This window comes from Streptomyces sp. NPDC048111 (genome assembly GCF_043202815.1).
In the GTDB taxonomy this organism is placed as follows: domain Bacteria; phylum Actinomycetota; class Actinomycetes; order Streptomycetales; family Streptomycetaceae; genus Streptomyces.
In genome coordinates this window covers 47,453-70,930 of the sequence record NZ_JBIDBD010000014.1, presented here as the reverse complement: position 1 = coordinate 70,930, position 23,478 = coordinate 47,453, and the positions used below count along the sequence as shown (strand labels likewise).

Sequence of the window (23,478 nt, the reverse complement as noted above, 5' to 3'; positions counted from 1 at the left end):
CATGGTGGAGATCAAGACCCCCGAGCAGATCGCGAAGATGCGCGAGGCGGGGCTGGTCGTCGCCGCGATCCACGCCGCCACCCGCGAGGCCGCGGTGCCGGGGTCCACGACGAAGGATCTGGACGAGGTCGCCCGCAAGGTCATCGCCGAGCACGGCGCGAAGTCCAACTTCCTCGGGTACGGCGGGTTCCCCGCCACGATCTGCACCTCGGTCAACGAGGTCGTCGTGCACGGCATCCCGGACGACAAGACCGTCCTGAAGGACGGCGACATCATCTCCATCGACGCCGGCGCGATCATCGACGGCTGGCACGGTGACGCCGCTTACACCGCGTTCGTCGGCAGCGGCCACGCCCCCGAGCTGATCGAGCTCTCCCGGGTGACCGAGGAGTCGATGTGGGCCGGCATCGCCGCGGTCAAGAAGGGCAACAAGCTCATCGACGTCTCGCGCGCGATCGAGTCGTACATCCGCCGCCAGCCCCGCCCCTCGACCGGCAAGTACGGGATCGTCGAGGACTACGGGGGCCACGGCATCGGCTCCGAGATGCACATGGACCCGCACCTCCTGAACTACGTCGACAAGCGCCGCATGCTGGGCCGCCACAACCCGAAGCTGATCCCGGGCTTCTGCCTGGCGATCGAGCCGATGGTGTCCCTGGGCACCCCGCGCACGGAGGTCCTGGAGGACGACTGGACCGTCATCACGACGGACGGTTCGTGGTCCTCGCACTGGGAGCACTCGGTGGCGCTGACGGAGAACGGTCCGCTGGTCCTGACGATGCCGGACGGCGGCCGGGCGAAGCTGGCGGAGTACGGGGTCACGACGGCTCCGGACCCGCTGGGCTGAGGGCGGCCCGTCGCCGGTCGGAGGCCGGCGCAGCCGCGCGAAGCTTGTGAGGCGCCCCGGCGCCGAGCCCGCGAGGGGGGCGTGGAGGATCGGTCGACTGGACCGTCATCACGACGGACGGTTCGTGGTCCTCGCACTGGGAGCACTCGGTGGCGCTGACGGAGAACGGTCCGCTGGTCCTGACGATGCCGGACGGCGGCCGGGCGAAGCTGGCGGAGTACGGGGTCACGACGGCTCCGGACCCGCTGGGCTGAGGCGGCGTAACGATCTCCGCGTCGGGGCAAACTCATCTGATTCGTCTTTTCGAGTGCCCTGACGTAGACTGATGCGTCGGCTCTCGTGTACCCGTGTGTCCACACACGGCGGCGGGAGTCGATCAAGGTAGCCGATTCGAAAGGCGAAGCGTGGCCAAGAAGCAAGGTGCCATCGAAATCGAGGGCACCGTGATCGAGTCCCTCCCGAACGCCATGTTCAAGGTGGAACTCCAGAACGGTCACAAGGTCCTCGCGCACATCAGCGGCAAGATGCGGATGCACTACATCCGCATCCTCCCGGATGACCGGGTCGTCGTGGAGCTTTCTCCCTACGACCTGACGCGTGGCCGGATCGTCTACCGGTACAAGTAGATCTTGCCCACGTCGCCGTTCCGGCGGCGGTGGCACTGACCCGGAGAACCTGACATCCCATGAAGGTCAAGCCGAGCGTCAAGAAGATCTGCGACAAGTGCAAGGTGATCCGCCGTCACGGCCGGGTCATGGTCATCTGCGACAACCTGCGCCACAAGCAGCGCCAGGGCTGACGCACGCCGACCGACCTGCATTGCGCAGTTCTTCAAGCGACGCGAGCACAACGTACATACGCAGCACCCACCTGGCCGGTCGACCCGGCTGGTGACACCTCCGGCGGGGGCCGGGGACCCGAAACGTACCTAGTACGGCGGTCGGGAGCGGTGTTGCGGAAGACCCCCGAAAACAACTGGAGCCAGTAAATGGCACGCGTTTCCGGTGTTGACATCCCGCGCGAAAAGCGTGTGGAGATCGCACTCACCTACGTCTTCGGTATCGGGCGCACCCGGTCCAAGGAGATCCTCGCCTCGACCGGCGTGAACCCGAACACCCGCGTTCGTGACCTGGCCGAAGAGGACCTGGTCAAGATCCGCGAGTACGTGGACGCCAACCTGCGCACCGAGGGTGACCTCCGCCGTGAGGTCGCCGCCGACATCCGCCGCAAGGTCGAGATCGGCTGCTACCAGGGTCTGCGCCACCGTCGTGGTCTGCCGGTCCACGGTCAGCGCACCAGCACGAACGCCCGTACCCGCAAGGGCCCGCGTCGCGCCATCGCCGGTAAGAAGAAGCCGGGCAAGAAGTAGTCCACAGCGGACGCTCCGTGCGTTCGGGGGGATTGCCCCCCAGACCCCCCAAGCGGTCTTCGCTGTAGGACCGATCACCTCCCCTCCATCTGGAGTAAGACATGCCCCCCAAGGGTCGTCAGGGCGCTGCCAAGAAGGTGCGCCGCAAGGAAAAGAAGAACGTCGCTCACGGCCACGCGCACATCAAGAGCACGTTCAACAACACCATCGTCTCGATCACGGACCCCTCGGGCAACGTGATCTCCTGGGCGTCCGCCGGCCACGTCGGCTTCAAGGGCTCCCGCAAGTCGACTCCGTTCGCCGCGCAGATGGCCGCCGAGTCGGCCGCCCGCCGCGCGCAGGAGCACGGCATGCGCAAGGTCGACGTCTTCGTCAAGGGTCCCGGCTCCGGCCGTGAGACCGCGATCCGCTCCCTCCAGGCCACCGGCCTCGAGGTCGGCTCGATCCAGGACGTCACCCCCACGCCGCACAACGGCTGCCGTCCGCCCAAGCGCCGCCGCGTCTGACGCACGGCCGGGCTCGGTAGTCGGCTGGGGGTCCGGGGGTTATCTCCCGGGACATCGCAGTACGGCTGCCGTCCGCCCAAGCGCCGCCGCGTCTGATCCGGGGCGGCGCTCCACGCGCCGCCGCGTCTGACGCACATCGCTTGCGCTGAGGTTCTGGGCGGTACGGCTCTTTCGAGGCGTGCCGCCCGTACCCTTGCAGTACGCAGTACCCCGCAGTACCCAGCAGGGCATCAAATAGTGGGTGCCCATGACTGAAGGATCTCCCCATGCTTATCGCTCAGCGCCCTTCGCTGACCGAAGAGGTCGTTGACGAGTACCGCTCGCGGTTCGTCATCGAGCCCCTGGAGCCCGGCTTCGGCTACACGCTCGGCAACTCCCTGCGTCGTACGCTCCTCTCCTCGATCCCCGGTGCCGCTGTCACCAGCATCCGGATCGACGGTGTCCTGCACGAGTTCACCACCGTGCCGGGCGTCAAGGAGGACGTCACCGACCTCATCCTGAACATCAAGCAGCTGGTCGTCTCCTCGGAGCACGACGAGCCGGTCGTGATGTACCTGCGCAAGCAGGGTCCCGGCCTGGTCACCGCTGCTGACATCGCCCCGCCGGCCGGTGTCGAGGTGCACAACCCCGACCTGGTGCTCGCCACGCTCAACGGCAAGGGCAAGCTGGAGATGGAGCTGACCGTCGAGCGCGGTCGCGGCTACGTCTCCGCCGTGCAGAACAAGCAGCTGGGCCAGGAGATCGGCCGCATCCCGGTCGACTCCATCTACTCCCCGGTGCTCAAGGTCACGTACAAGGTCGAGGCGACCCGTGTCGAGCAGCGCACCGACTTCGACAAGCTGATCGTCGACGTCGAGACCAAGCAGGCCATGCGTCCCCGTGACGCCATGGCGTCGGCCGGCAAGACCCTGGTCGAGCTGTTCGGTCTGGCGCGTGAGCTCAACATCGACGCCGAGGGCATCGACATGGGCCCGTCCCCGACGGACGCCGCCCTCGCCGCCGATCTCGCCCTGCCGATCGAGGAGCTCGAGCTCACCGTTCGGTCGTACAACTGCCTCAAGCGTGAGGGCATCCACTCCGTGGGTGAGCTCGTGGCGCGCTCCGAGGCCGACCTGCTCGACATCCGCAACTTCGGTGCGAAGTCGATCGACGAGGTCAAGGCGAAGCTGGCCGGTATGGGCCTCGCGCTGAAGGACTCGCCTCCCGGCTTCGACCCGACCGCCGCCGCCGACGCCTTCGGCGCCGATGACGACGCGGACGCCGGGTTCGTGGAGACCGAGCAGTACTGACGGTCTTCGGCTGCGGACCGGCTCCGGCCGGCCGCGCCCACGCGACGGAGTCGCACATCGACTCTTCCCCGCGCCCCTTACGGGGCGCGGGTCTCCGACAGGCAGCCGCCTGCTCGGATACTGACCCCGGTACCTGATACGGCCGGGGCAGACACCAAGGAGAAACACCATGCCGCGTCCCACCAAGGGTGCACGTCTCGGCGGCAGCGCCGCGCACGAGAAGCTCCTCCTCGCCAACCTGGCGAAGTCGCTCTTCGAGCACGGCCGGATCACGACGACCGAGGCCAAGGCCCGTCGCCTGCGTCCCGTCGCCGAGCGCCTGATCACCAAGGCGAAGAAGGGCGACATCCACAACCGTCGCCTGGTGCTGCAGACGATCACCGACAAGGGCATCGTCCACACTCTCTTCACCGAGATCGCGCCCCGCTACGAGGAGCGTCCGGGTGGTTACACCCGCATCACGAAGATCGGCAACCGTCGTGGCGACAACGCGCCGATGGCCGTGATCGAGCTGGTCGAGGGCGAGATCGCCAAGAAGGCGACCGTTGCCGAGGCCGAGGCCGCCACCGTGCGCGCCGTCAAGGAGTCCGACGCCAAGGCCACTGAGTCCGAGGCCGTCGAGGACGCCAAGCCGGCCGACGAGGCGAAGGACGCGTAAGCGTTCTGAAGGCTGGTGAACGGGCCCGTTCCCTTCGGGGGGCGGGCCCGTTCCGCTGTGTGGACGCTGTGAGAGGAGCGGTTACGTGAGTGATGAGGTGGAGCCCGGCCTCGTCCGGGTGCGACTGGACCTGTCGTACGACGGCAAGGACTTCTCCGGCTGGGCCCGGCAGCCCCTCGGCCGCCGGACCGTGCAGGGCGAGATCGAGGACGCGCTGCGCACCGTGACGCGGTCGGAGGTGTCGTACGACCTGACCGTCGCCGGACGCACCGACGCGGGGGTGCACGCGCGCGGCCAGGTCGCCCACGTCGACCTGCCGGAGGCAGTGTGGGCCGAGCACCGCGAGAAGCTGCTGCGGCGTCTCGCCGGGCGGCTGCCGCACGACGTGCGGATCTGGCGGATCGCCGAGGCGCCGAGCGGGTTCAACGCGCGCTTCTCGGCGATCTGGCGGCGGTACGCGTACCGGGTGACCGATCACATCGGGGGCGTCGATCCCCTGCTGCGCGGTCATGTCCTGTGGCACGACTGGGAGTTGGACGTCGCGGCGATGAACGCGGCCTCCGCCGCGCTGCTCGGCGAGCACGACTTCGCGGCGTACTGCAAGAAGCGCGAGGGCGCCACCACCATCCGCACGCTCCAGGAACTGTCCTGGGCGCGCGGTGACGACGGGATCATCACCGCGACCGTGCGTGCGGACGCCTTCTGCCACAACATGGTCCGCTCCCTGGTGGGAGCGCTGCTGCACGTCGGCGACGGGCACCGGGGGCCCGAGTGGCCCGGCAAGGTCCTCGCGGCGGCGGTGCGGGACTCCTCGGTGCACGTGGTGAAGCCGCACGGCCTCACCCTGGAGGAAGTCGGCTACCCCGCCGACGAGTTGCTCGCCGCGCGCAGCAAGGAGGCCCGCAACCTCCGTACGCTGCCCGGCAGTTCAGGAAGCGGGCCGGGCGGCTGCTGCTGACGCCTGGTTGCGGCCGCGGGCGACGATCTGGTCGAAGGTGAACTTCGCGAGGTCGTTGCCCGCGGTGAACACGGGCGCGTCCTGCTTCGTCACGCTCTTGCCGTTGGCGAAGCCGCCGATCGTGAAGTAGGCATAGCGGCCATAGGAGTTGGCGGTGTTGCGGCAGACCGAGCCGCCCCGGCAGAAGGTGGCGACGCCCCCGCCGGAGAGCGAGGCGATGCCGCCGGAGGCCTGCTCCTTGGCCTTGGTGGCCTGGGCGTCGGTGTCGAACACCGCCACGCCCACCGTGACCGCCACGCCGTCCTTGCTGAAGGTGGCGCGGATCACCTGGCGGCAGCCGTTGCCCGTGAGGGCCGAGCCGAGCGAACCCTGGGTGACCGAGGCGCAGTTGACGGCCTTGTCGGTCGGGCCCTTGGTGTAGGAACCGCTGGCGAGCGCGAGGCTCGCGCCCGGGAAGAGGGTGTCGGCACTGAGCGGCGCGGTGTCCTTCTTGGCGCTCGCCACGTAGTCGTACGGGTTGGGCGGGGGCGGCGGGGCGACCTGCGAGAACGACGGTCCCGGCTGGGCGCTGTCGCTGGGCAGCGCCGGGGGAGAGGGCAGTTGGCTCGCCGATTTGCCGTCGTCGGCGGAGCCCGCGTTGACGATCACCGCGGCCACCACCGCGACGACCGCCGCCGTGGCGACGGCACCGCCGCCCATGAACAGCCATTTGCGGCGTCTGCTGCGCGCGGCCGACGCGTCCGCCAGCGCCGCCCAGTCCGGTGTCTGCTGATCCCCCGGGCCCCATCCGGGTCCCCCTTGCCCAAAGCTCATGCCGCGCATCCTAATTCGATTGTTCAGGGGGGCAGGGGCTGGGTGACAATCCGCCCATGGGACATCTAGAGGCTGCACACCTGGAGTACTACCTGCCGGACGGGCGGGTGCTGCTCGGCGACGCGTCGTTCCGGGTCGCCGAGGGCTCCGTGGTGGCCCTGGTCGGCGCCAACGGTGCGGGCAAGACCACACTGCTGCGCATCATCTCAGGCGAGCTCCAGCCGCACGGCGGCTCGGTGTCGGTGAGCGGCGGGCTCGGCGTGATGCCGCAGTTCGTCGGCTCGGTGCGCGACGAGCGGACCGTGCGTGACCTGCTGGTCTCGGTGGCCCAGCCGCGGATCAGGAAGGCGGCGGCCGAGGTGGACGCCGCCGAGCACCTGATCATGACCGTGGACGACGAGCCCGCGCAGATGAAGTACGCGCAGGCCCTCAGCGACTGGGCCGAGGCGCACGGCTACGAGGCCGAGACGGTCTGGGACATGTGCACCATGGCGGCGCTCGGCGTGCCGTACGACAAGGCCCAGTTCCGCGAGGTGCGCACGCTCAGCGGCGGTGAGCAGAAGCGCCTGGTGCTCGAAGCGCTGCTGCGCGGGCCCGACGAGGTGCTGCTCCTGGACGAGCCGGACAACTATCTGGACGTACCCGGCAAGCGCTGGCTTGAGGAGCGGCTGCGCGAGACCCGCAAGACCGTCCTGTTCGTCTCGCACGACCGGGAACTGCTCTCGCGGGCCGCCGAGCGGATCGTGAGCCTGGAGCCGAGCCCGGCGGGCACGGACGTCTGGGTGCACGGCGCCGGATTCGGCACTTACCACGAGGCGCGGCGCGAGCGGTTCGCGCGCTTCGAGGAGCTCAAGCGGCGCTGGGACGAGGAGCACGCCCGGCTGAAGGCGCTCGTCCTGCGGCTGCGCAACCAGGCCGCGATCAGCCCGGACATGGCCTCGCGCTACCACGCGATGCAGACGCGCTTCAAGAAGTTCGAGGAGGCGGGCCCGCCGCCCGAGCCGCCGCGCGAGCAGGAGATCACCATGCGGCTGCGCGGCGGCCGTACCGGGGTGCGCGCGCTGACCTGCGAGAACCTTGAGCTGACGGGTTTGATGAAGCCGTTCTCGCTGGAGGTGTTCTACGGCGAGCGGGTCGCGGTCCTCGGCTCGAACGGCTCCGGCAAGTCGCACTTCCTGCGGCTGCTCGCGGGGGACCCGTCGGTGGCGTACACGGGGAACTGGAAACTCGGGGCGCGGGTCGTGCCCGGGCACTTCGCGCAGACCCACGCCCATCCCGAGCTGCTCGGGCGCACCCTGGTCGACATCCTGTGGAGCGAGCACGCCAAGGACCGCGGGGCCGCGATGTCGGTGCTGCGGCGCTACGAACTGGAGCGGCAGGGGGACCAGCCCTTCGAGAAGCTCTCGGGCGGCCAGCAGGCCCGCTTCCAGATCCTGCTCCTGGAGCTGGCCGGCACCACCGCGCTGCTGCTCGACGAGCCCACCGACAACCTGGACCTGGAGTCGGCGGAGGCGCTCCAGGACGGTCTGGAGTCGTACGACGGGACCGTGCTCGCGGTGACGCACGACCGCTGGTTCTCGAAGTCGTTCGACCGCTATCTGGTCTTCGGCTCGGACGGAGTGGTGCGCGAGACGCCGGAGCCGGTGTGGGACGAGCGCCGGGTGGAGCGGGCCCGCTAGCTGTCTGCGCAGGTCAGGAGCGCTGCCACCGCGTTGCGGGCCGGGGCGCCCCGGGCGGTTTTGACCCGCTCGGGTGCGCCCGGGTAGGCTTCTGGTTTGTTATGCGTATTGGATCGGTCGTTCTCACACGACAGCCGGTGCGCAGGTTCTCTGGAGCAGTTACCAGTGGCTCGCATACGGGCATCGTCCCGGCACTGTGGGTCCCAGCTGCATGATCGCTTCAGGGTGCAATGTGTCTGCTCCCCATCCACTAAGAAGCGAAGGCTACGAAGTGCGTACGTACAGCCCCAAGCCCGGCGACATCACTCGCCAGTGGCACGTCATTGACGCCCGGGACGTCGTCCTGGGTCGTCTGGCGACCACCGCCGCGAACCTTCTCCGCGGCAAGCACAAGCCGGTCTATGCCCCGCACATGGACATGGGTGACTTCGTCATCATCATCAACGCCGACAAGGTTCACCTGTCCGGCAACAAGAAGACCCAGAAGATGGCGTACCGCCACTCCGGCTACCCGGGCGGTCTGCGCTCGGTGCGCTACGACGACCTCCTGGCGAACAACCCGGAGAAGGCCGTCGAGAAGGCCATCAAGGGCATGATCCCCAAGAACACCCTGGGCCGTCAGATGCTCTCGAAGCTGAAGGTCTACTCGGGCGACCAGCACCCCCACGCTGCCCAGCAGCCGGTGCCGTTCGAGATCACCCAGGTCGCGCAGTAGTTCCGGCCACCCCCTAAACAGAAAAGAATCTGAGGAGCATCGTGGCCGAGACCACTGTCGAGACCCCCGTCGAGGGCGAAGAGACCTACGCGGAGGTCACCACCTTCGAGTCCGAGGTCCCCGTCGAGGGCGAGTACACCACCGAGTCGATGGCGTCCCGCTTCGGCGACCCGCAGCCGGCCGCCGGCCTGGGCCGTCGCAAGAACGCCATCGCCCGTGTCCGGATCGTCCCGGGCACCGGCAAGTGGAAGATCAACGGGCGTACGCTCGAGGACTACTTCCCGAACAAGGTCCACCAGCAGGAAGTCAACGAGCCCTTCAAGGTGCTCGAGCTCGACAACCGCTACGACGTCATCGCCCGCATCTCGGGTGGCGGCGTGTCCGGTCAGGCCGGCGCCCTGCGCCTCGGCGTGGCCCGTGCGCTGAACGAGGCCGACGTCGACAACAACCGCGGCGCCCTCAAGAAGGCCGGCTTCCTCTCCCGCGACGACCGTGCGGTCGAGCGCAAGAAGGCCGGTCTCAAGAAGGCCCGTAAGGCCCCGCAGTACAGCAAGCGCTAAATCCGCGCCTGCCACTACGGCTCTCGTTCGCCCCGGCAGCACCTTTCCGTGCTGCCGGGGCGTTCGTCTATTCACCCCCCGCAGTTATCTATGCCGCACTTTCAGGTTTTCGGAGGACAGACGTGGGACGACTCTTCGGCACGGACGGCGTGCGCGGTGTCGCCAACTCGGATCTGACGGCTGAGCTGGCGCTCGGTCTGTCGGTGGCGGCGGCACATGTGCTCGCCGAGGCGGGGACCTTCGAGGGACATCGGCCGACCGCCGTGGTCGGACGGGACCCCCGCGCGTCGGGCGAGTTCCTGGAGGCCGCCGTCGTCGCGGGTCTCGCGAGCGCGGGCGTGGACGTCCTGCGGGTCGGTGTGCTGCCCACCCCCGCGGTGGCGTACCTCACCGGTGTGCTGGGCGCCGACCTCGGCGTGATGCTCTCCGCCAGCCACAACGCCATGCCGGACAACGGTGTCAAGTTCTTCGCGCGCGGCGGCCACAAGCTCGCCGACGAGCTGGAGGACCGCATCGAGTCGATCTACGAGCAGCACCGCACCGGCGCCCCGTGGGAGCGGCCGACCGGCGCGGGCGTGGGCCGTGTCCGCTCGTACAAGGAGGGCTTCGACCGCTACGTCGCCCACCTCATCGGGGTGCTGCCCAACCGCCTCGACGGTCTGAAGGTCGTCCTGGACGAGGCGCACGGCGCCGCCGCCCGGGTCTCGCCCGAGGCGTTCGCGCGGGCCGGCGCCGAGGTCGTCACCATCGGTGCCGAGCCGGACGGGCTGAACATCAACGACGGCTGCGGCTCGACCCACCTCGACCTCCTCAAGGCGGCCGTCGTCGAGCACGGCGCCGACCTCGGCATCGCGCACGACGGCGACGCCGACCGCTGCCTCGCCGTGGACGGCGCGGGCAACGAGGTCGACGGCGACCAGATCCTCGCGGTCCTCGCCCTCGCCATGCGCGAGGCGGGCACGCTGCGCGGCAACACCGTCGTCGGCACCGTGATGTCCAACCTCGGCTTCAAGATCGCCATGGAGGGCGAGGGCATTCAGCTCGTCCAGACCGGCGTGGGCGACCGCTACGTCCTGGAGTCGATGAAGGAGCACGGCTACGCGCTGGGCGGCGAGCAGTCCGGCCACGTGATCATCCTGGACCACGCGACCACCGGCGACGGCACGCTGACCGGTCTGATGCTGGCCGCCCGGGTCGCCGCGACCGGCCGTTCGCTGGCCGACCTCGCCGGCGTCATGCAGCGCCTGCCGCAGGTCCTGGTCAACGTGCCCGACGTCGACAAGTCCCGGGTGGCCACCTCCGCCGAACTGGGTACCGCGGTCGCCGAGGCCGAGCGCGAGCTCGGCGCCACCGGCCGCGTGCTGCTGCGCCCCTCGGGCACCGAGCCGCTGGTGCGCGTGATGGTCGAGGCCGCCGACATCGAGCAGGCCCGCTCGGTCGCCGGCCGCCTCGCCGACGTCGTCAAGTCGGCGCTCGGCTAAGCGAGTCGACGCTTGCGCTGTCTCGCCCAGAACACCTTCTGGGCGAGCAGCGTGAGGGTGCCGGCGAGCACGATGCCGGCCAGGTTGGCGAGCAGTTGCCAGCTGGAGCCCCAGGTCTGCCCGTAGTCCAGGTAGCTGAACGCCATGGCCGCGTTGGCGGCCGCCGGCACGGTGGTCACCGAGATCGCCACCCCGATCAGGGCGCCCGACTTCGCCGAGGTCAGGGAGAGCGTTCCGGCGACGCCCGCCAGGAACGCCACCACGAACGACATCCAGTCGGGCTGGAAGATGAACGCCGTGTTCGGCCGGGGCGCCTCGATCATGGACTTGTCGAAGAGCCCGCACAGCTCCATCAGCCAGCCGAACCCGGCCGTCAGGACCATCGCCGACGCGAAGCCCACCACCAGGGCGACCAGCGAGCGCCACGCCAGCCCCGGCGCCCGGCGCACCAGCGCGGTGCAGATCCCGGCCAGCGGACCGAATTCAGGGCCCACCGCCATCGCGCCCACGATCAGGATCGCGTTGTCGAGCATCACCCCGCACGCGGCCAGCATGGTGGCGAGGGCGAGGAACGCCACATAGGTCACCGAGAGCGTCGACTCCTCGTGCGTCGCGTCGGCCAGTGACTCCCAGAGCACCGCGTCCGCGCCCTCGCCCGGCGCTTCCGCCTCGGCCTTCTCCGCCCGTGCCGACAGCGTCAGGTCGATGTCGCCGACGGCGATCGAGCCGTCCCGGTCGAGGCCGAGCGCGCGCAGGGCGGCGATCAGGCCGTCGCCCGCCTCGCGCGCCACGTCGCACAGCACCAGGTCGCCCGCCGGGTCGCGGGCCGCGCCCGCGAGGACCACGAGGTGGGCGGTGCCGACCGTCGACTCCACGAGGCGCACCACCGCCTCCGTCCGGTCGGCGGGCACGATCAGTCGGAGCTGGAGCACGGGTCCTCGCCGGGGTCAGAGCTTGCGCAGGGAGATCTTCTGGATCTTGTGGTCCGGGCCCTTGCGCACGACCAGGGTGGCCCGCCCGCGGGTCGGGGCCACGTTCTCCACCAGATTGGGCCGGTTGATGGTCCGCCAGGTCGTCCGCGCGTAGTCCAGGGCCTCCGCCTCGGAGACCTGGGTGTACTTGCGGAAGTACGAGAACGGGTTCTGGAAGGCCGTCTCGCGCAGCTTGCGGAAGCGGTTGAGGTACCAGGTCTCGATGTCCTCGGTCCGCGCGTCCACATACACGCTGAAGTCGAAGTAGTCCGCGAGGCCCACCCGGGTGCGGCCGTCCTGGCCGGGCAGGGCGGGTTGCAGCACGTTGAGGCCCTCGACGATCAGGATGTCGGGGCGGCGCACCACGAGCCGCTCGTCCGGCACGATGTCGTAGATCAGGTGCGAGTAGACGGGCGCGGTGACCTCGTCCTTGCCCGCCTTGATGTCCGCGACGAACCGGGTCAGCGCCCGGCGGTCGTACGACTCGGGGAAGCCCTTGCGCGACATCAGGCCGCGCCGCTGGAGCTCGGCCATCGGGTACAGGAAGCCGTCGGTGGTGACCAGCTCGACCCGGGGGTGCTCGGGCCAGCGGGCCAGCAGCGCCTGGAGCAGGCGCGCCACGGTCGACTTCCCGACGGCCACCGACCCCGCCACCCCTATGACGAACGGGGTGCCGCGCTGGGTGCCGTGTCCGTTGCCCGCGTCGCCCAGGAACGTGTTGAGGGTGCCGCGCAGCTGGGCGGTGGCCTCCACGTACAGGTTGAGCAGCCGGGACAGCGGCAGATAGATGTCCCTTACCTCGTCGAGGTCGATGACATCGCCGAGCCCGCGCAGCCGCTCCACCTCCTCGGCGGTCAGCGGCAGCGGCGTCTTGTCGCGGAGGGCGCTCCACTCGGCGCGCGTCAGGTCCACGTAGGGAGTCGCCTCCGGCTTGCGGTGGGCGCTCCGTGGCGGCGTGGTGATCACGCCTCCATTGTTGCGGCTGTATGACATGCGTGGGGGGTGGGGTGGGTCACGTGGCGGACTGCCGCGCCACACGCCCGGCCCGCCAGCGCGCGCAGCCGGGCGGGCGGCCCAAGTCATGGCAAGGTGGCTCGGTCACGAGGACCGGTGTTCCGTACGGGCAGCCCCCGTGCGCAGGTCAGGCGGCCACGAAGGGGTTTCTATGTGCGGAATCGTGGGTTATGTGGGCGGGCAGTCGGCGCTCGACGTCGTGGTGGCGGGCCTGAAGCGGCTCGAATACCGCGGCTACGACTCGGCGGGCGTGGCGGTGCTCGCGGACGGCGGACTCGCCGCGGCGAAGCGGGCCGGCAAGCTGGTCAATCTGGAGAAGGCGCTCCTGGAGGCGCCGCTGCCCGCCGGGGCCACCGGCATCGGGCACACCCGCTGGGCCACGCACGGCGGGCCGACCGACGCCAACGCGCACCCGCACCTGGACAACTCCGGGCGGGTCGCGGTCGTGCACAACGGCATCATCGAGAACTTCGCCGGCCTGCGGGCCGAACTCGCCGAGCGCGGGCACGATCTGGCCTCCGAGACGGACACCGAGGTGGTGGCGCACCTCCTCGCCGAGTGCCACTCCTCGGCCGAAGACCTCGCCGAGGCGATGCGGCAGGTGTGCCGCCGGCTCGAAGGGGCCTTCACGCTCGTCGCCGTGCACGCCGACGAGCCGGACGTGGTGGTGGGCGCGCGGCGCAATTCGCCACTTGTGGTGGGCGTCGGCGAGGGCGAGGCCTTCCTCGCGTCCGACGTCGCCGCGTTCATCGAGCACACCCGCTCCGCCATCGAACTCGGCCAGGACCAGGTCGTGGAGCTGCGCCGGGACGGCGTCACCGTCACCGACTTCGACGGGGCCCCGGCCGAGACCCGCGCCTACCACGTCGACTGGGACGCCTCCGCCGCCGAGAAGGGCGGCTACGACTACTTCATGCTCAAGGAGATCGCCGAGCAGCCCAAGGCCGTCGCGGACACGCTGCTCGGACGGATCGACGGCGCGGGCTCGCTCACCCTGGACGAGCTGCGCATCCCGCACGCCGTCCTGCGCGAGATCGACAAGGTCGTGATCGTGGCCTGCGGCACCGCCCACCACGCGGGCATGATCGCGAAGCTGGCCATCGAGCACTGGACGCGGATCCCCTGCGAGACGGAGCTGGCCAGCGAGTTCCGCTACCGCGACCCCATCCTCGACCAGCGCACCCTGGTCATCGCCATCTCCCAGTCGGGCGAGACCATGGACACCCTGATGGCGCTGCGGCACGCGCGCGAACAGGGTGCGAAGGTGCTCGCGATCTGCAACACCAACGGCTCGACGATCCCGCGCGAGTCGGACGCCGTCCTCTACACGCACGCCGGCCCCGAGGTGGCGGTGGCCTCCACCAAGGCCTTCCTCACCCAGCTGGTGGCCTGCTACCTCGTCGCGCTCTACCTCGGCCAGGTGCGCGGGACCAAGTGGGGCGACGAGATCCGGGACGTCGTGCACGACCTCGCCGAGATCGCCACCGAGGTCGACCGCGTCCTCGAAACCATGGAGCCGGTACGGGAGTTGGCGCGCTCGCTCGCCGACAAGAACACGGTGCTCTTCCTCGGCCGGCACGTCGGCTACCCCGTCGCCCTGGAAGGCGCGCTCAAGCTCAAGGAACTCGCGTACATGCACGCCGAGGGGTTCGCGGCGGGCGAGCTCAAGCACGGCCCGATCGCGCTGATCGAGGAGGATCTGCCCGTCGTGGTGGTCGTCCCCTCGCCCCGCGGGCGGTCCGTCCTGCACGACAAGATCGTGTCCAACATCCAGGAGATCCGGGCGCGCGGGGCGCGCACCATCGTGATCGCGGAGGAGGGCGACGAGGCGGTCGTCCCGTACGCGGACCACCTCATCCGCATCCCCGCCACCCCCACCCTGCTCCAGCCGCTGGTGGCGACGGTCCCGCTCCAGGTCTTCGCGTGCGAGCTGGCGACGGCCCGGGGCAACGAGGTCGACCAGCCGCGCAACCTGGCCAAGTCCGTGACGGTGGAGTGAATCGATGATCATCGGAGTAGGCATCGACGTGGCCGAGATCGAGCGCTTCGGGCAGTCCATCGAGCGGACCCCCGCGATGCTCCAACGGCTGTTCGTGGAGAGCGAGTTGATACTCCCCGGCGGCGAACGCCGAGGCGTGGCCTCACTGGCCGCCCGCTTCGCGGCGAAGGAGGCCCTGGCGAAGGCCCTGGGAGCACCGGCCGGACTTCTGTGGACGGACGCGGAGGTGTACGTGGAGGAGAGCGGGCGGCCGCGCCTGCGGGTGCGGGGGACTGTTGCGGCGCGGGCGGAGGAGTTGGGGGTGCGGGGGTGGCATGTGTCTTTGAGTCATGATGCGGGGGTGGCGTCGGCTGTGGTGATCGCAGAGGGCTAGCTTTTGGCCCTGGCCCTGGCCCTGGCCCTGGCCCTGGCCCTGGCCCTGGCCCTGGCCCTGGCCCTGGGTCCTGGTCCTGGCCCTGGGTCCTGGTCCTGGTCCTGGGCGTGGGCGTGTGCCGCTGGGCCTCTCCGGCCCTGGGCCCGGGGCCTTTCCGGTCCTGGGTGCGTGCGGGGCGGCCTTTTTGCGCAGTTCCCCGCGCCCCCAGGGGGTTGTGCCCAGGGCGGGGCGGGTGGTTGTTCGGTGCACCTCGTCCCAGGGTCGTCTGCGGGTCGTGGTCGCTTCTCGCGCAGTTCCCCGCGCCCCTGGCAGGACTGGTGCGGGCCCGCATGTCGTGTGCGGCCTGCCTTGCGCAGTTCCCCGCGCCCCTGACCTCTTATGTTTGTGTGCGGGCCGTGCGTGGCTGGTCGCGCAGTTCCCCGCGCCCCTTAGCGGCATGGTGCGGGCCCGCACCGGCATCCTCAGCCCGTCCGGCGTTTGAGGACGAGCGCCGTTCAGGCGCGATGGGGGGTGCAGGGGGCGAAGCCCCCGCCGGGGTCCGAGGGGCGGAGCCCCTCAGGGGGTCTGGGGCGCAGCCCCAGGGCCAGGCACCCCCCAACCCCCGTCACGGGCGGGTGGGTGGGCAAACCCCCCGGGGTCTGGGGCGGAGCCCCAGGGAGCCGGGCCCCCCGCCCGGACGGGTGGCAGGCCCCCCGGGGAGCGGGGCAGAGTGGGGGGATGCGTACCGCGTATGACGTCGCCACCGTACGAACCGCCGAGCGCAAGCTCCTGACCACCCTCCCCGAAGGCACCCTGATGCAGAGGGCAGCCGCAGGCCTGGCAACCACCTGCGCCAACCTCCTCTGCCGCGTATACGGCACCCGCATCACCCTCCTCGTAGGCAGCGGCGACAACGGCGGCGACGCCCTGTACGCCGGCGCCCGCCTGGCCCGCAGGGGGGTGCAGGGGGCGCAGCCCCCGCCAGGGTTCGAGGGGCGGAGCCCCTCAAGGGGGTCTGGGGCGGAGCCCCAGGGGCCGGGCCTATCCAACCCCCGTCACGGGCGGGTGGGTGGGCAAACCCCCCGGGGTCTGGGGCGGAGCCCCAGGGAGCCGGGCCCCCCGCCCGGACGGGTGGCAGGCCCCCCGGGGAGCGGGGCAGAGTGGGGGGATGCGTACCGCGTATGACGTCGCCACCGTACGAACCGCCGAGCGCAAGCTCCTGACCACCCTCCCCGAAGGCACCCTGATGCAGAGGGCAGCCGCAGGCCTGGCAACCACCTGCGCCAACCTCCTCTGCCGCGTATACGGCACCCGCATCACCCTCCTCGTAGGCAGCGGCGACAACGGCGGCGACGCCCTGTACGCCGGCGCCCGCCTGGCCCGCAGGGGCGCGTCCGTCAGCGCGGTGCTGCTCACCCCCGACCGCGCCCACCCCGGCGGCCTCGCCGCACTGACCCGGGCCGGCGGCCGCGTCGCGGACGACCCGTTCGACGTGCTGGCCGCCGCCGACCTCGTCCTCGACGGCATCACCGGCATCGGCGGCCACGGAGGCCTGCGCCCCGCCGCCGTACCGCTGGCCAGGGCCGCCCGCGGCTCCGACGCCCTGGTCGTCGCGGTCGACCTGCCCAGCGGGGTGGACGCCGACACCGGCGAGGTCGCGGGCGAGGCCCTGCGCGCGGACGTGACCGTCACGTTCGGCGCGTACAAGCCGGGCCTGTTCATCGACCCGGCGGCGCGGTACGCGGGCGTGGTGCACCTGGTCCCGATCGGCCTCGACCTGCCCTCCGTGCCGGCCGTGGAGGCGCTCCAACACACCGACGCCGCCGACCTGTTGCCCACTCCCGGCGCCGAGAGCGACAAGTACCGCAGGGGCGTCGTCGGGGTGGTCGCGGGGTCGGCCCGGTATCCGGGGGCCGCGGTCCTCGCGGTCGCGGGCGCGCTGGGTGGCGGCGCGGGGGCCGTGCGGTACGTCGGGCCCGGCGGCGACGCGGTGATCGCGCGCTTCCCGGAGGTGCTGGTGTCGGACGGCTCGCCGGACAAGGCCGGGCGCGTCCAGGCGTGGGTGGTCGGGCCCGGCCTCGGTGACGGGCCCGGCGTGGCCGAGGTGCTGGCCTCGGACGTGCCCGTACTGGTGGACGCGGACGGCCTGCGCGGCCTCGACCCGGACGCGGTACGGGCGAGGACCGCGGACACCCTGCTCACCCCGCACGCGGGCGAGGCGGCGGCCCTGCTCGGCGTCGCGCGCGAGCAGGTCGAGGCCGAACGGCTCGCGTCCGTAAGGGAGTTGGCCGCCCGCTACGGCGCGACGGTACTCCTGAAGGGTTCGACCACGCTGATCGCGGACGCCCGGGGCCCGGTGCGCGCCAACTCCACCGGCACCTCCTGGCTGGCCACCGCGGGCAGCGGCGACGTCCTCTCGGGCCTGGCGGGCTCGCTGCTCGCGACCGGCCTGCCCGCCCGTGACGCGGCGTCCGCGGCGGCGTATCTGCACGGCCTGGCCGGCCGACGCGCGGCCCGCGGCGCCCCGACCACGGCGTACGCGGTGTCCGAGGCACTGCCCGGCGCCTGGCGGGACGTCACGGAAGCCTCGACGGGGTGACCACAGCGGACCGAGCACGCAAACCCGCCCGGCCCGCCCGACCTGCCTGGCCTGCCGAGGCCGCCTGGCCCGCCCGGTCCGCCTGACCCGCCCGGTCCGCCTGACCCGCCCGACCCGCCCGGCCTGCCTGGCCCGCCTGACCCCCCTGGCCCGCCGAACCCGCCCGGCCTGCCTGGCCCGCCGAACCCGCCCGGCCCGCCCGACCTGCCTGGCCTGCCGAGGCCGCCTGGCCTGCCTGGCCCGCCCGGTCCGCCTGACCCGCCTGGCCCGCCCGACCTGCCTGGCCCGCTCGGCCCCCGGCCCGCCTGGCCCGCCGAGGCCGCCCGGCCCGCCCGACCTGCCGAGCCCGCCTGGCCTGCCTGGCCCGCCCGGTCCGCCTGACCCGCCGAGCCTGCCTGGCCTGCCCGACCTGCCGAGCCCGCCCGACCTGCCCGGCCCGCCCGACCTGCCGAGCCCGCCCGACCTGCCTGGCCTGCCGAGCCCGCCAGCCCCGCCAGCCCCGCCGAGCCCGCCAGCCCCGCCGAGCCCCCCCACTCGCCCCGAGCCCCACCCCACCCCCACCCCCGGGTGACACGCGCCGCGCGGCTTCCGTGATCCGGGTCTGCCCCGGGGTTCGCTGGGCGCATGAGCCAAGGACAGAACCGTGGATACCGTAAGAAATGGGGCGCCTGCGGGCTGGTGCTCGCCGCCACCCTCGCCCTCGGCGCCGCCGCACCCGGCAGCCCCGAGCCCCCGCCCCCACGGCCAAGCCGTCCCGCCGCCCCCGCCCCGCCCGCCCCGGGCGACCCCGCGCCCGCCGAGGTGCTGGTGCCCGGCGTCGCCGAGGAGCCGCAGGCGGCCCCACTCGACACCCCCGACCAGGTGCTCCCGCCCCTCGTGTACGAACCCAACGCGGACGAGGACCGCCAGGAGCCGGCCGCCGCGCCGGAGGGCGCCTACCGGCTCGTCGAGTACGTACCGCAGGCCGAGCTGACGGCGAAGCCCGGCAGCTGCACCGCCAAGACCGGCCCCCACCAGCGGCAGGTCGAGGGCTGGCTGGGGCTGAAGGCGGACGGCCGGCAGTCCGCGGCGGACTGTGCGGCGATCCGCAAGTTCCAGCAGCAGCAGGCCATTTCACCGGCCATCGGCTTCGCGGGCCCGGTCACCTGGTCGCGGATGCAGTTCCTGTCGGCGCGCAAGAACCCCAACGCCGCCCACAAGTGCCCGGTGAAGAAGCAGCGGGTGGCGTGCGTGGACTTGGCGCGCCAGCTGATGTGGGTGCAGACCGGCTCGAAGGTCACCTTCGGACCGGTGCCGATCCGCAGCGGACGGGCCTCGCTGCCCACCCGGGGCGGCTGGCACAAGGTCTACTGGCGGCACAAGAACCACTGGTCGACGATCTACCACCAGTCCATGCCCTACGCCCAGTTCTTCGACGGCGGGCAGGCTTTCCACGCGATCTACCACAGCGTCTACACCTCGGTCGGCAGCCAGGGCTGTGTGAACCTGAGCCTGACCGACGCCCGCAAGCTGTGGGACGTGCTGCGCAAGGGCGACTCCGTCTACGTGTGGGGCCACCGCGAGGGCACCTGAGCGAGGGGCGGAGGCGCGGAGGGGGTGGGGCCGGCCCGGCGTTCCCCGCCCCACCCCGGCCCCGCCCCCACCCCCGTCAAACCCCCATCCCCGCCCCGCCCCAGGCCGTGTGGCCCGCGGCACAATCCGGGCACCCGTGCGCTCTGAGAGACTGGGCGCGATGACCGCGATGACTCAGAACCCCGCCGGGCGTGCCCGCGCCGAGATCGACCTCGGCGCGTTGCGCGCCAACGTGCGGACGCTGCGCGCCCGTTCGTCCGGCGCGCGGCTCATGGCCGTGGTGAAGGCCGACGCGTACGGGCACGGCGCCGTGCCCTGCGCCCGGGCGGCCCAGGAGGCCGGGGCCACCTGGATCGGCACCGCCACCCCGCACGAGGCGTTCGCCCTGCGCGCGGCCGGCATCGGGGGCCGGATGCTGTGCTGGCTGTGGACGCCGGGCGGCCCCTGGCAGCAGGCGATCGAGGCGGACATCGACGTCTCGGTCAGCGACATGTGGGCCCTGCGCGAGGTCACCGACGCGGCCCGGGCCGCCGGTCGCACCGCCAGGATCCAGCTCAAGGCCGACACCGGCCTCGGCCGCAACGGCTGCCAGCCCGCCGACTGGCCGGAGCTGGTGCACGCGGCCCTCGCCGCGCCCGGCGTGCGGGTCACCGGCCTCTGGTCCCACCTGGCCTGCGCCGACGAACCGGGCCACCCCTCGATCGCGGCCCAGCTCTCGGTGTTCCAGGAGATGACGGCGTACGCGGAGAAGGCGGGCGCCACCCCCGAGGTGCGCCACATCGCCAACTCCCCGGCCACCCTCACCCTGCCCGAGTCGCACTACGACCTGGTGCGCACCGGCATCGCCATGTACGGCATCTCCCCGGCGCCCGAGCTCGGCACCGCCCGGGAGCTGGGCCTGCGGCCCGTGATGACGCTCTCGGCCTCCGTCGCCCTCGTCAAGCACGTCCCGGCGGGTCACGGCGTCAGTTACGGGCATCACTACGTCACGCGCGACGAGACCACCCTCGGCCTCATTCCGCTCGGCTACGCCGACGGGATCCCGCGGCACGCCTCGGGACGCGGCCCGGTCCTGGTGGGCGGGAAAGTGCGGACGGCGGCGGGCCGCATTGCCATGGACCAGTTCGTGGTCGACCTTGGGGGGGACACGGTCGAGCCGGGCGCGCGGGCCGTGCTGTTCGGCCCGGGCGACCAGGGGGAGCCGACGGCCGAGGACTGGGCCGGTGCGGCCGGAACCATCGGGTACGAGATCGTGACGCGCATCGGTTCGCGGGTGCCGCGCGTCCATCTCGATGAGCGGTCCGACGACGACTAGCAGGAGCGGAGCGGCACGGTGAGCGAGACCAGCACGGGGGACGCCGTCGTGTCCGCGGTCCAGGACGCCGGTTCAGCGGTGGGGAACTGGCGTCTGGCCTCGATCGCGGGCGCGGCGATAGGCGTGGTCGCGGCGGGGGCCGCGGCGGGCGTGGCCATGGAACGGCTCACGGTCGGGCGCGGGATGCGCAGGAAGGCGCGGCTCGCGCTCGACGCGTCCGGGCCGTACGGGACGCTGCGCGGCACGTCCGGCCGGGCGGTCTCCGACGACGGGACCGTCCTGCACTACGAGACCGACGAGACCGAGCCGGCGGCGGGGGACAACGCCCCGCGCCGGCGCCGCCTCTTCGGGCGCAAGGTCCCGGCCCCGGTCACCGTGGTGTTCTCGCACGGCTACTGCCTCAGCCAGGACTCCTGGCACTTCCAGCGGGCGGCCCTGCGCGGGGTGCTGCGCACGGTGCACTGGGACCAGCGCAGCCACGGCCGCTCGGACCGCGGCAAGGCCCAGCGCGAGGGCGTGCCGGTCGACATCGACCAGCTGGGCCGTGACCTGAAGGCCGTCATCGACGCCGCCGCGCCGGACGGCCCGCTCGTCCTGGTCGGACACTCCATGGGCGGCATGACGATCATGGCCCTGGCCGAGCAGTTCCCCGAGCTGATCCGGGAGCGGGTGGTCGGCGTCGCCTTCGTCGGCACGTCGTCGGGCCGGCTCGGCGAGGTCAACTACGGGCTGCCGGTGGCCGGGGTGAATGCGGTGCGCCGGGTGCTGCCGGGCGTGCTCAAGGCGCTCGGCTCGCAGGCGGAGCTGGTCGAGCGGGGCCGGCGGGCGACGGCCGACCTGTTCGCGGGCATGATCAAGCGGTACTCGTTCTCGTCCAGGGACGTCGACCCGGCGGTCGCGCGGTTCGCCGAGCGGATGATCGAGAGCACCCCGATCGACGTGGTCGCCGAGTTCTACCCGGCCTTCTCCGAGCACGACAAGACCGCAGCCCTCGCGATCTTCGCGGAGGTCCCGGTCCTCGTCCTGGCGGGCGACCGCGACCTGGTCACGCCCAGCTCGCACAGCGAGGCCATCGCCGATCTGCTGCCCGACGCGGAGCTGGTCATCGTGCCGGACGGCGGGCACCTGGTGATGCTGGAGCACCCCGAGACGGTCACCGACCGCCTCGCGGACCTGCTGGCCCGGGTGGGCGCGGTGCCGCAGGCCGCTAACGTTGGGACGTATGGAAGCACCGCACAGCAGCCCGGCGGCTGACGCCGCCACCCGCCTGACCCTCAACTCCCCTTCCGAAATGCAGGAGTTGGGCCGCCGCATCGCCAAACTGCTCCGCCCCGGCGATCTCGTGATGCTCACCGGCGAGCTCGGCGCCGGCAAGACGACCCTGACCCGTGGCCTGGGCGAGGGCCTCGGCGTGCGCGGCGCCGTGACGTCCCCGACCTTCGTCATCGCGCGCGTCCACCCCTCCCTCGTCGGCGGACCCGCCCTGGTGCACGTGGACGCCTACCGGCTCGGCGGCGGCCTCGACGAGATGGAGGACCTCGACCTCGACGTGTCGCTGCCCGAGTCCGTGGTGGTCGTCGAGTGGGGCGAGGGCAAGGTCGAGGAGCTGTCCGACGACCGGCTCCAAGTGCTGATCGACCGGGTCGTGGGCGAGACCGACGACGACCGCAGGACGGTCACGGTCGCCGGGATCGGACCGCGCTGGAGCGGCGCCGGGATCGAATCGCTGTGAGGCCGCGCCCGGGTGCGGCTGGAGCGAGCCGTACGTTCCGACAAGACGTCGGCAAAATGTTGCGCCGGTCGCACCGGGCGTGGTCACATGGAGGAAGAGACCTGGTTAGGTCTACCTAACCGCGCCCTCTTCCGCCGCCTCAGGAGGCCGCCATGACCGTGCCGGAACGCGAAGCGAAGCCACAGGCCCCGCGGGGCGTCCCGGTGCCGCTCGGGGTGTCGATACACGATCTGCTCGCCTCGTGCGCGGCGGCCTCCGCCGTGTCCACCCCGCCGCGCGAGAGCGCCTCCGGGCCCGCCGAGGGTGACCTGCGCAAGGACGCCGCGTAGTCCCATCGGGTGTTCGCCCGAGCGCGGCGCCCGGTCGCGGTGCCGCCGTGCGCGAGCGCTACGGGACGACGACGACCTTCGCGAGCGCTACGGGACGACGACGACCTTGGAGTTGCGGGTGGCGAACGTCCACATCGCGTCGCCGTCGGCGCGCGTCATGCGGATGCCGCCGGCCTTCTTGCCGGGCTTGGCGGGCGTCATCGAACCGTCCACCGCCGAACTGAATCCGATCGCCACGTTGTCGTTGCTGGCGAAGCGCACCACGTGGTCCACGGCCACGCCGTCCGAACCGGTGATCTTGCCGCCGGTGCGGGAGAGCACCACGTACGTGCCCGGCTTCGGGTTGATCGAGGACGGCACGACGGCGAAGGTCCGCGGCGTCTTGGCCACGCCCACCAGCCACACCCGCTTCGCGCCGAGCGCGTAGACGACCCGGACGCCGGTGCCCGAGTCGGCCGGGACCGCGAGGCTGGGCTTCGCCGCCGGGGAGCCCGCGGGCGGCGCGTTCGACGGCTTCGCCGACGGGGAGACGCTCGTACCGGGGGCCGCGAGCTCGGAGGCCGGGGGCGCGCTCGCCGAGGCCTGGTAGGCGAGGAAGCCGACCACCGCGAGAGCGGCCGCGGTGAGCCCGGCCACGAATCCCGTGCTGCTCCTTGCCACCTGGGCTTCCCCTTTCGTACGTACGTGCATGTCTACGGTCATACCTGCGGCTGACGGTAG

The 23,478-nt window shown here is 71.8% G+C and carries 24 protein-coding genes and 2 pseudogenes; 22 read left to right on the top strand and 4 right to left on the bottom strand.

Annotation, left to right across the window (positions count from 1 at the left end):
- Window position 1: 1 nt before the first annotated feature.
- From map to truA, 9 genes and pseudogenes are all read left to right on the top strand, one after another.
- Window positions 2-847 carry a type I methionyl aminopeptidase gene (map, locus tag ACGF3I_RS22145; protein WP_393134563.1) on the top strand — a complete coding sequence of 282 codons (846 nt, stop codon included), beginning with the start codon at window positions 2-4 and terminating at the stop codon, window positions 845-847.
- A 95-nt stretch (window positions 848-942) separates the two neighbouring features.
- A pseudogene (locus tag ACGF3I_RS22140) lies at window positions 943-1,101 on the top strand (type I methionyl aminopeptidase); the annotation flags it as partial.
- A 150-nt stretch (window positions 1,102-1,251) separates the two neighbouring features.
- Entirely contained in the window at window positions 1,252-1,473 is a 222-nt protein-coding gene (gene infA, locus ACGF3I_RS22135; RefSeq protein WP_003956442.1) for a translation initiation factor IF-1, read from the top strand.
- 59 nt (window positions 1,474-1,532) lie between these two features.
- Complete coding sequence (gene rpmJ, locus ACGF3I_RS22130; protein WP_003956441.1) at window positions 1,533-1,646, top strand: 50S ribosomal protein L36; 114 nt, start codon at window positions 1,533-1,535, stop codon at window positions 1,644-1,646.
- 189 nt (window positions 1,647-1,835) lie between these two features.
- Window positions 1,836-2,216 carry a 30S ribosomal protein S13 gene (rpsM, locus tag ACGF3I_RS22125; protein WP_053727621.1) on the top strand — a complete coding sequence of 127 codons (381 nt, stop codon included), beginning with the start codon at window positions 1,836-1,838 and terminating at the stop codon, window positions 2,214-2,216.
- 101 nt (window positions 2,217-2,317) lie between these two features.
- Window positions 2,318-2,722, top strand: a complete 405-nt coding sequence (gene rpsK / locus ACGF3I_RS22120; protein ID WP_003956432.1) for a 30S ribosomal protein S11 — start codon at window positions 2,318-2,320, stop codon at window positions 2,720-2,722.
- A 266-nt stretch (window positions 2,723-2,988) separates the two neighbouring features.
- Window positions 2,989-4,011, top strand: a complete 1,023-nt coding sequence (locus tag ACGF3I_RS22115) for a DNA-directed RNA polymerase subunit alpha (protein WP_010473911.1) — start codon at window positions 2,989-2,991, stop codon at window positions 4,009-4,011.
- A gap of 169 nt (window positions 4,012-4,180) precedes the next feature.
- Window positions 4,181-4,669 carry a 50S ribosomal protein L17 gene (rplQ, locus tag ACGF3I_RS22110; RefSeq protein ID WP_393134561.1) on the top strand — a complete coding sequence of 163 codons (489 nt, stop codon included), beginning with the start codon at window positions 4,181-4,183 and terminating at the stop codon, window positions 4,667-4,669.
- An 85-nt stretch (window positions 4,670-4,754) separates the two neighbouring features.
- Window positions 4,755-5,627, top strand: coding sequence for a tRNA pseudouridine(38-40) synthase TruA (gene truA, locus ACGF3I_RS22105; RefSeq protein WP_393134559.1), 873 nt, complete (start codon window positions 4,755-4,757; stop codon window positions 5,625-5,627).
- Here the strand turns inward: truA and ACGF3I_RS22100 are convergent.
- The gene (locus ACGF3I_RS22100) at window positions 5,598-6,440 is read right to left on the bottom strand and encodes a hypothetical protein (protein WP_393134557.1); all 843 of its coding nucleotides are present in this window, start codon (window positions 6,438-6,440) and stop codon (window positions 5,598-5,600) included. The genes truA and ACGF3I_RS22100 overlap by 30 nt on opposite strands.
- Window positions 6,441-6,496: 56 nt before the next feature.
- Here ACGF3I_RS22100 and ACGF3I_RS22095 point away from each other — a divergent pair, with 56 nt between their 5' ends.
- From ACGF3I_RS22095 to glmM, 4 genes are all read left to right on the top strand, one after another.
- Window positions 6,497-8,119 (top strand): ABC-F family ATP-binding cassette domain-containing protein, encoded by a 1,623-nt coding sequence (locus ACGF3I_RS22095; protein WP_393134555.1) that lies wholly within the window; start codon window positions 6,497-6,499, stop codon window positions 8,117-8,119.
- A gap of 271 nt (window positions 8,120-8,390) precedes the next feature.
- Complete coding sequence (rplM, locus tag ACGF3I_RS22090; protein ID WP_053727625.1) at window positions 8,391-8,834, top strand: 50S ribosomal protein L13; 444 nt, start codon at window positions 8,391-8,393, stop codon at window positions 8,832-8,834.
- 41 nt (window positions 8,835-8,875) lie between these two features.
- The gene (gene rpsI, locus ACGF3I_RS22085) at window positions 8,876-9,394 is read left to right on the top strand and encodes a 30S ribosomal protein S9 (RefSeq protein WP_161245589.1); all 519 of its coding nucleotides are present in this window, start codon (window positions 8,876-8,878) and stop codon (window positions 9,392-9,394) included.
- A 122-nt stretch (window positions 9,395-9,516) separates the two neighbouring features.
- Window positions 9,517-10,875, top strand: a complete 1,359-nt coding sequence (gene glmM, locus ACGF3I_RS22080; protein WP_393134552.1) for a phosphoglucosamine mutase — start codon at window positions 9,517-9,519, stop codon at window positions 10,873-10,875.
- Here the strand turns inward: glmM and ACGF3I_RS22075 are convergent.
- Together ACGF3I_RS22075 and coaA are read right to left on the bottom strand one after the other, a co-directional pair.
- The gene (locus ACGF3I_RS22075; RefSeq protein ID WP_393134551.1) at window positions 10,872-11,807 is read right to left on the bottom strand and encodes a DUF389 domain-containing protein; all 936 of its coding nucleotides are present in this window, start codon (window positions 11,805-11,807) and stop codon (window positions 10,872-10,874) included. The two genes, glmM and ACGF3I_RS22075, sit on opposite strands and share 4 nt — an antisense overlap.
- A gap of 15 nt (window positions 11,808-11,822) precedes the next feature.
- Complete coding sequence (gene coaA / locus ACGF3I_RS22070; protein ID WP_393134549.1) at window positions 11,823-12,812, bottom strand: type I pantothenate kinase; 990 nt, start codon at window positions 12,810-12,812, stop codon at window positions 11,823-11,825.
- Between the two features lie 199 nt (window positions 12,813-13,011).
- Here coaA and glmS point away from each other — a divergent pair, with 199 nt between their 5' ends.
- From glmS to ACGF3I_RS22025, 9 genes and pseudogenes are all read left to right on the top strand, one after another.
- Window positions 13,012-14,859 (top strand): glutamine--fructose-6-phosphate transaminase (isomerizing), encoded by a 1,848-nt coding sequence (glmS, locus tag ACGF3I_RS22065; protein WP_393134547.1) that lies wholly within the window; start codon window positions 13,012-13,014, stop codon window positions 14,857-14,859.
- 4 nt (window positions 14,860-14,863) lie between these two features.
- Window positions 14,864-15,232 carry a holo-ACP synthase gene (locus ACGF3I_RS22060; protein ID WP_393134545.1) on the top strand — a complete coding sequence of 123 codons (369 nt, stop codon included), beginning with the start codon at window positions 14,864-14,866 and terminating at the stop codon, window positions 15,230-15,232.
- A gap of 717 nt (window positions 15,233-15,949) precedes the next feature.
- Window positions 15,950-16,171, top strand: a pseudogene (locus ACGF3I_RS22055) (NAD(P)H-hydrate epimerase); the annotation flags it as partial.
- Between the two features lie 208 nt (window positions 16,172-16,379).
- Window positions 16,380-17,810 carry an NAD(P)H-hydrate dehydratase gene (locus ACGF3I_RS22050; protein ID WP_393134543.1) on the top strand — a complete coding sequence of 477 codons (1,431 nt, stop codon included), beginning with the start codon at window positions 16,380-16,382 and terminating at the stop codon, window positions 17,808-17,810.
- Between the two features lie 624 nt (window positions 17,811-18,434).
- Window positions 18,435-19,382, top strand: coding sequence for a L,D-transpeptidase family protein (locus ACGF3I_RS22045; RefSeq protein WP_393134541.1), 948 nt, complete (start codon window positions 18,435-18,437; stop codon window positions 19,380-19,382).
- 169 nt (window positions 19,383-19,551) lie between these two features.
- Window positions 19,552-20,697 carry an alanine racemase gene (alr, locus tag ACGF3I_RS22040; protein ID WP_393134715.1) on the top strand — a complete coding sequence of 382 codons (1,146 nt, stop codon included), beginning with the start codon at window positions 19,552-19,554 and terminating at the stop codon, window positions 20,695-20,697.
- Between the two features lie 18 nt (window positions 20,698-20,715).
- Window positions 20,716-21,951 (top strand): alpha/beta fold hydrolase, encoded by a 1,236-nt coding sequence (locus ACGF3I_RS22035; RefSeq protein ID WP_393134539.1) that lies wholly within the window; start codon window positions 20,716-20,718, stop codon window positions 21,949-21,951.
- Window positions 21,920-22,429 (top strand): tRNA (adenosine(37)-N6)-threonylcarbamoyltransferase complex ATPase subunit type 1 TsaE, encoded by a 510-nt coding sequence (gene tsaE, locus ACGF3I_RS22030; RefSeq protein WP_393134537.1) that lies wholly within the window; start codon window positions 21,920-21,922, stop codon window positions 22,427-22,429. The genes ACGF3I_RS22035 and tsaE overlap by 32 nt, the downstream gene beginning before the upstream one ends.
- A 152-nt stretch (window positions 22,430-22,581) precedes the next feature.
- Entirely contained in the window at window positions 22,582-22,758 is a 177-nt protein-coding gene (locus ACGF3I_RS22025) for a hypothetical protein (RefSeq protein WP_393134535.1), read from the top strand.
- Between the two features lie 87 nt (window positions 22,759-22,845).
- On the opposite strand, the gene ACGF3I_RS22020 is transcribed toward ACGF3I_RS22025, so the two are convergent.
- Window positions 22,846-23,394, bottom strand: coding sequence for a hypothetical protein (locus tag ACGF3I_RS22020; protein ID WP_393134714.1), 549 nt, complete (start codon window positions 23,392-23,394; stop codon window positions 22,846-22,848).
- Window positions 23,395-23,478: the final 84 nt, after the last annotated feature.

Coding starts and splice junctions, on each gene's coding strand:
- ACGF3I_RS22095 (WP_393134555.1), top strand. CDS start 6,497: ATGGGACATCTAGAGGCTGCACACCTGGAGTACTACCTGCCGGACGGG.
- ACGF3I_RS22060 (WP_393134545.1), top strand. CDS start 14,864: ATGATCATCGGAGTAGGCATCGACGTGGCCGAGATCGAGCGCTTCGGG.
- rpmJ (WP_003956441.1), top strand. CDS start 1,533: ATGAAGGTCAAGCCGAGCGTCAAGAAGATCTGCGACAAGTGCAAGGTG.
- ACGF3I_RS22045 (WP_393134541.1), top strand. CDS start 18,435: ATGAGCCAAGGACAGAACCGTGGATACCGTAAGAAATGGGGCGCCTGC.
- ACGF3I_RS22100 (WP_393134557.1), bottom strand. CDS start 6,440: ATGAGCTTTGGGCAAGGGGGACCCGGATGGGGCCCGGGGGATCAGCAG.
- rplQ (WP_393134561.1), top strand. CDS start 4,181: ATGCCGCGTCCCACCAAGGGTGCACGTCTCGGCGGCAGCGCCGCGCAC.
- ACGF3I_RS22115 (WP_010473911.1), top strand. CDS start 2,989: ATGCTTATCGCTCAGCGCCCTTCGCTGACCGAAGAGGTCGTTGACGAG.
- ACGF3I_RS22025 (WP_393134535.1), top strand. CDS start 22,582: ATGACCGTGCCGGAACGCGAAGCGAAGCCACAGGCCCCGCGGGGCGTC.
- glmS (WP_393134547.1), top strand. CDS start 13,012: ATGTGCGGAATCGTGGGTTATGTGGGCGGGCAGTCGGCGCTCGACGTC.
- alr (WP_393134715.1), top strand. CDS start 19,552: ATGACTCAGAACCCCGCCGGGCGTGCCCGCGCCGAGATCGACCTCGGC.
- map (WP_393134563.1), top strand. CDS start 2: ATGGTGGAGATCAAGACCCCCGAGCAGATCGCGAAGATGCGCGAGGCG.
- ACGF3I_RS22050 (WP_393134543.1), top strand. CDS start 16,380: ATGCGTACCGCGTATGACGTCGCCACCGTACGAACCGCCGAGCGCAAG.
- rpsK (WP_003956432.1), top strand. CDS start 2,318: ATGCCCCCCAAGGGTCGTCAGGGCGCTGCCAAGAAGGTGCGCCGCAAG.
- tsaE (WP_393134537.1), top strand. CDS start 21,920: ATGGAAGCACCGCACAGCAGCCCGGCGGCTGACGCCGCCACCCGCCTG.
- rpsM (WP_053727621.1), top strand. CDS start 1,836: ATGGCACGCGTTTCCGGTGTTGACATCCCGCGCGAAAAGCGTGTGGAG.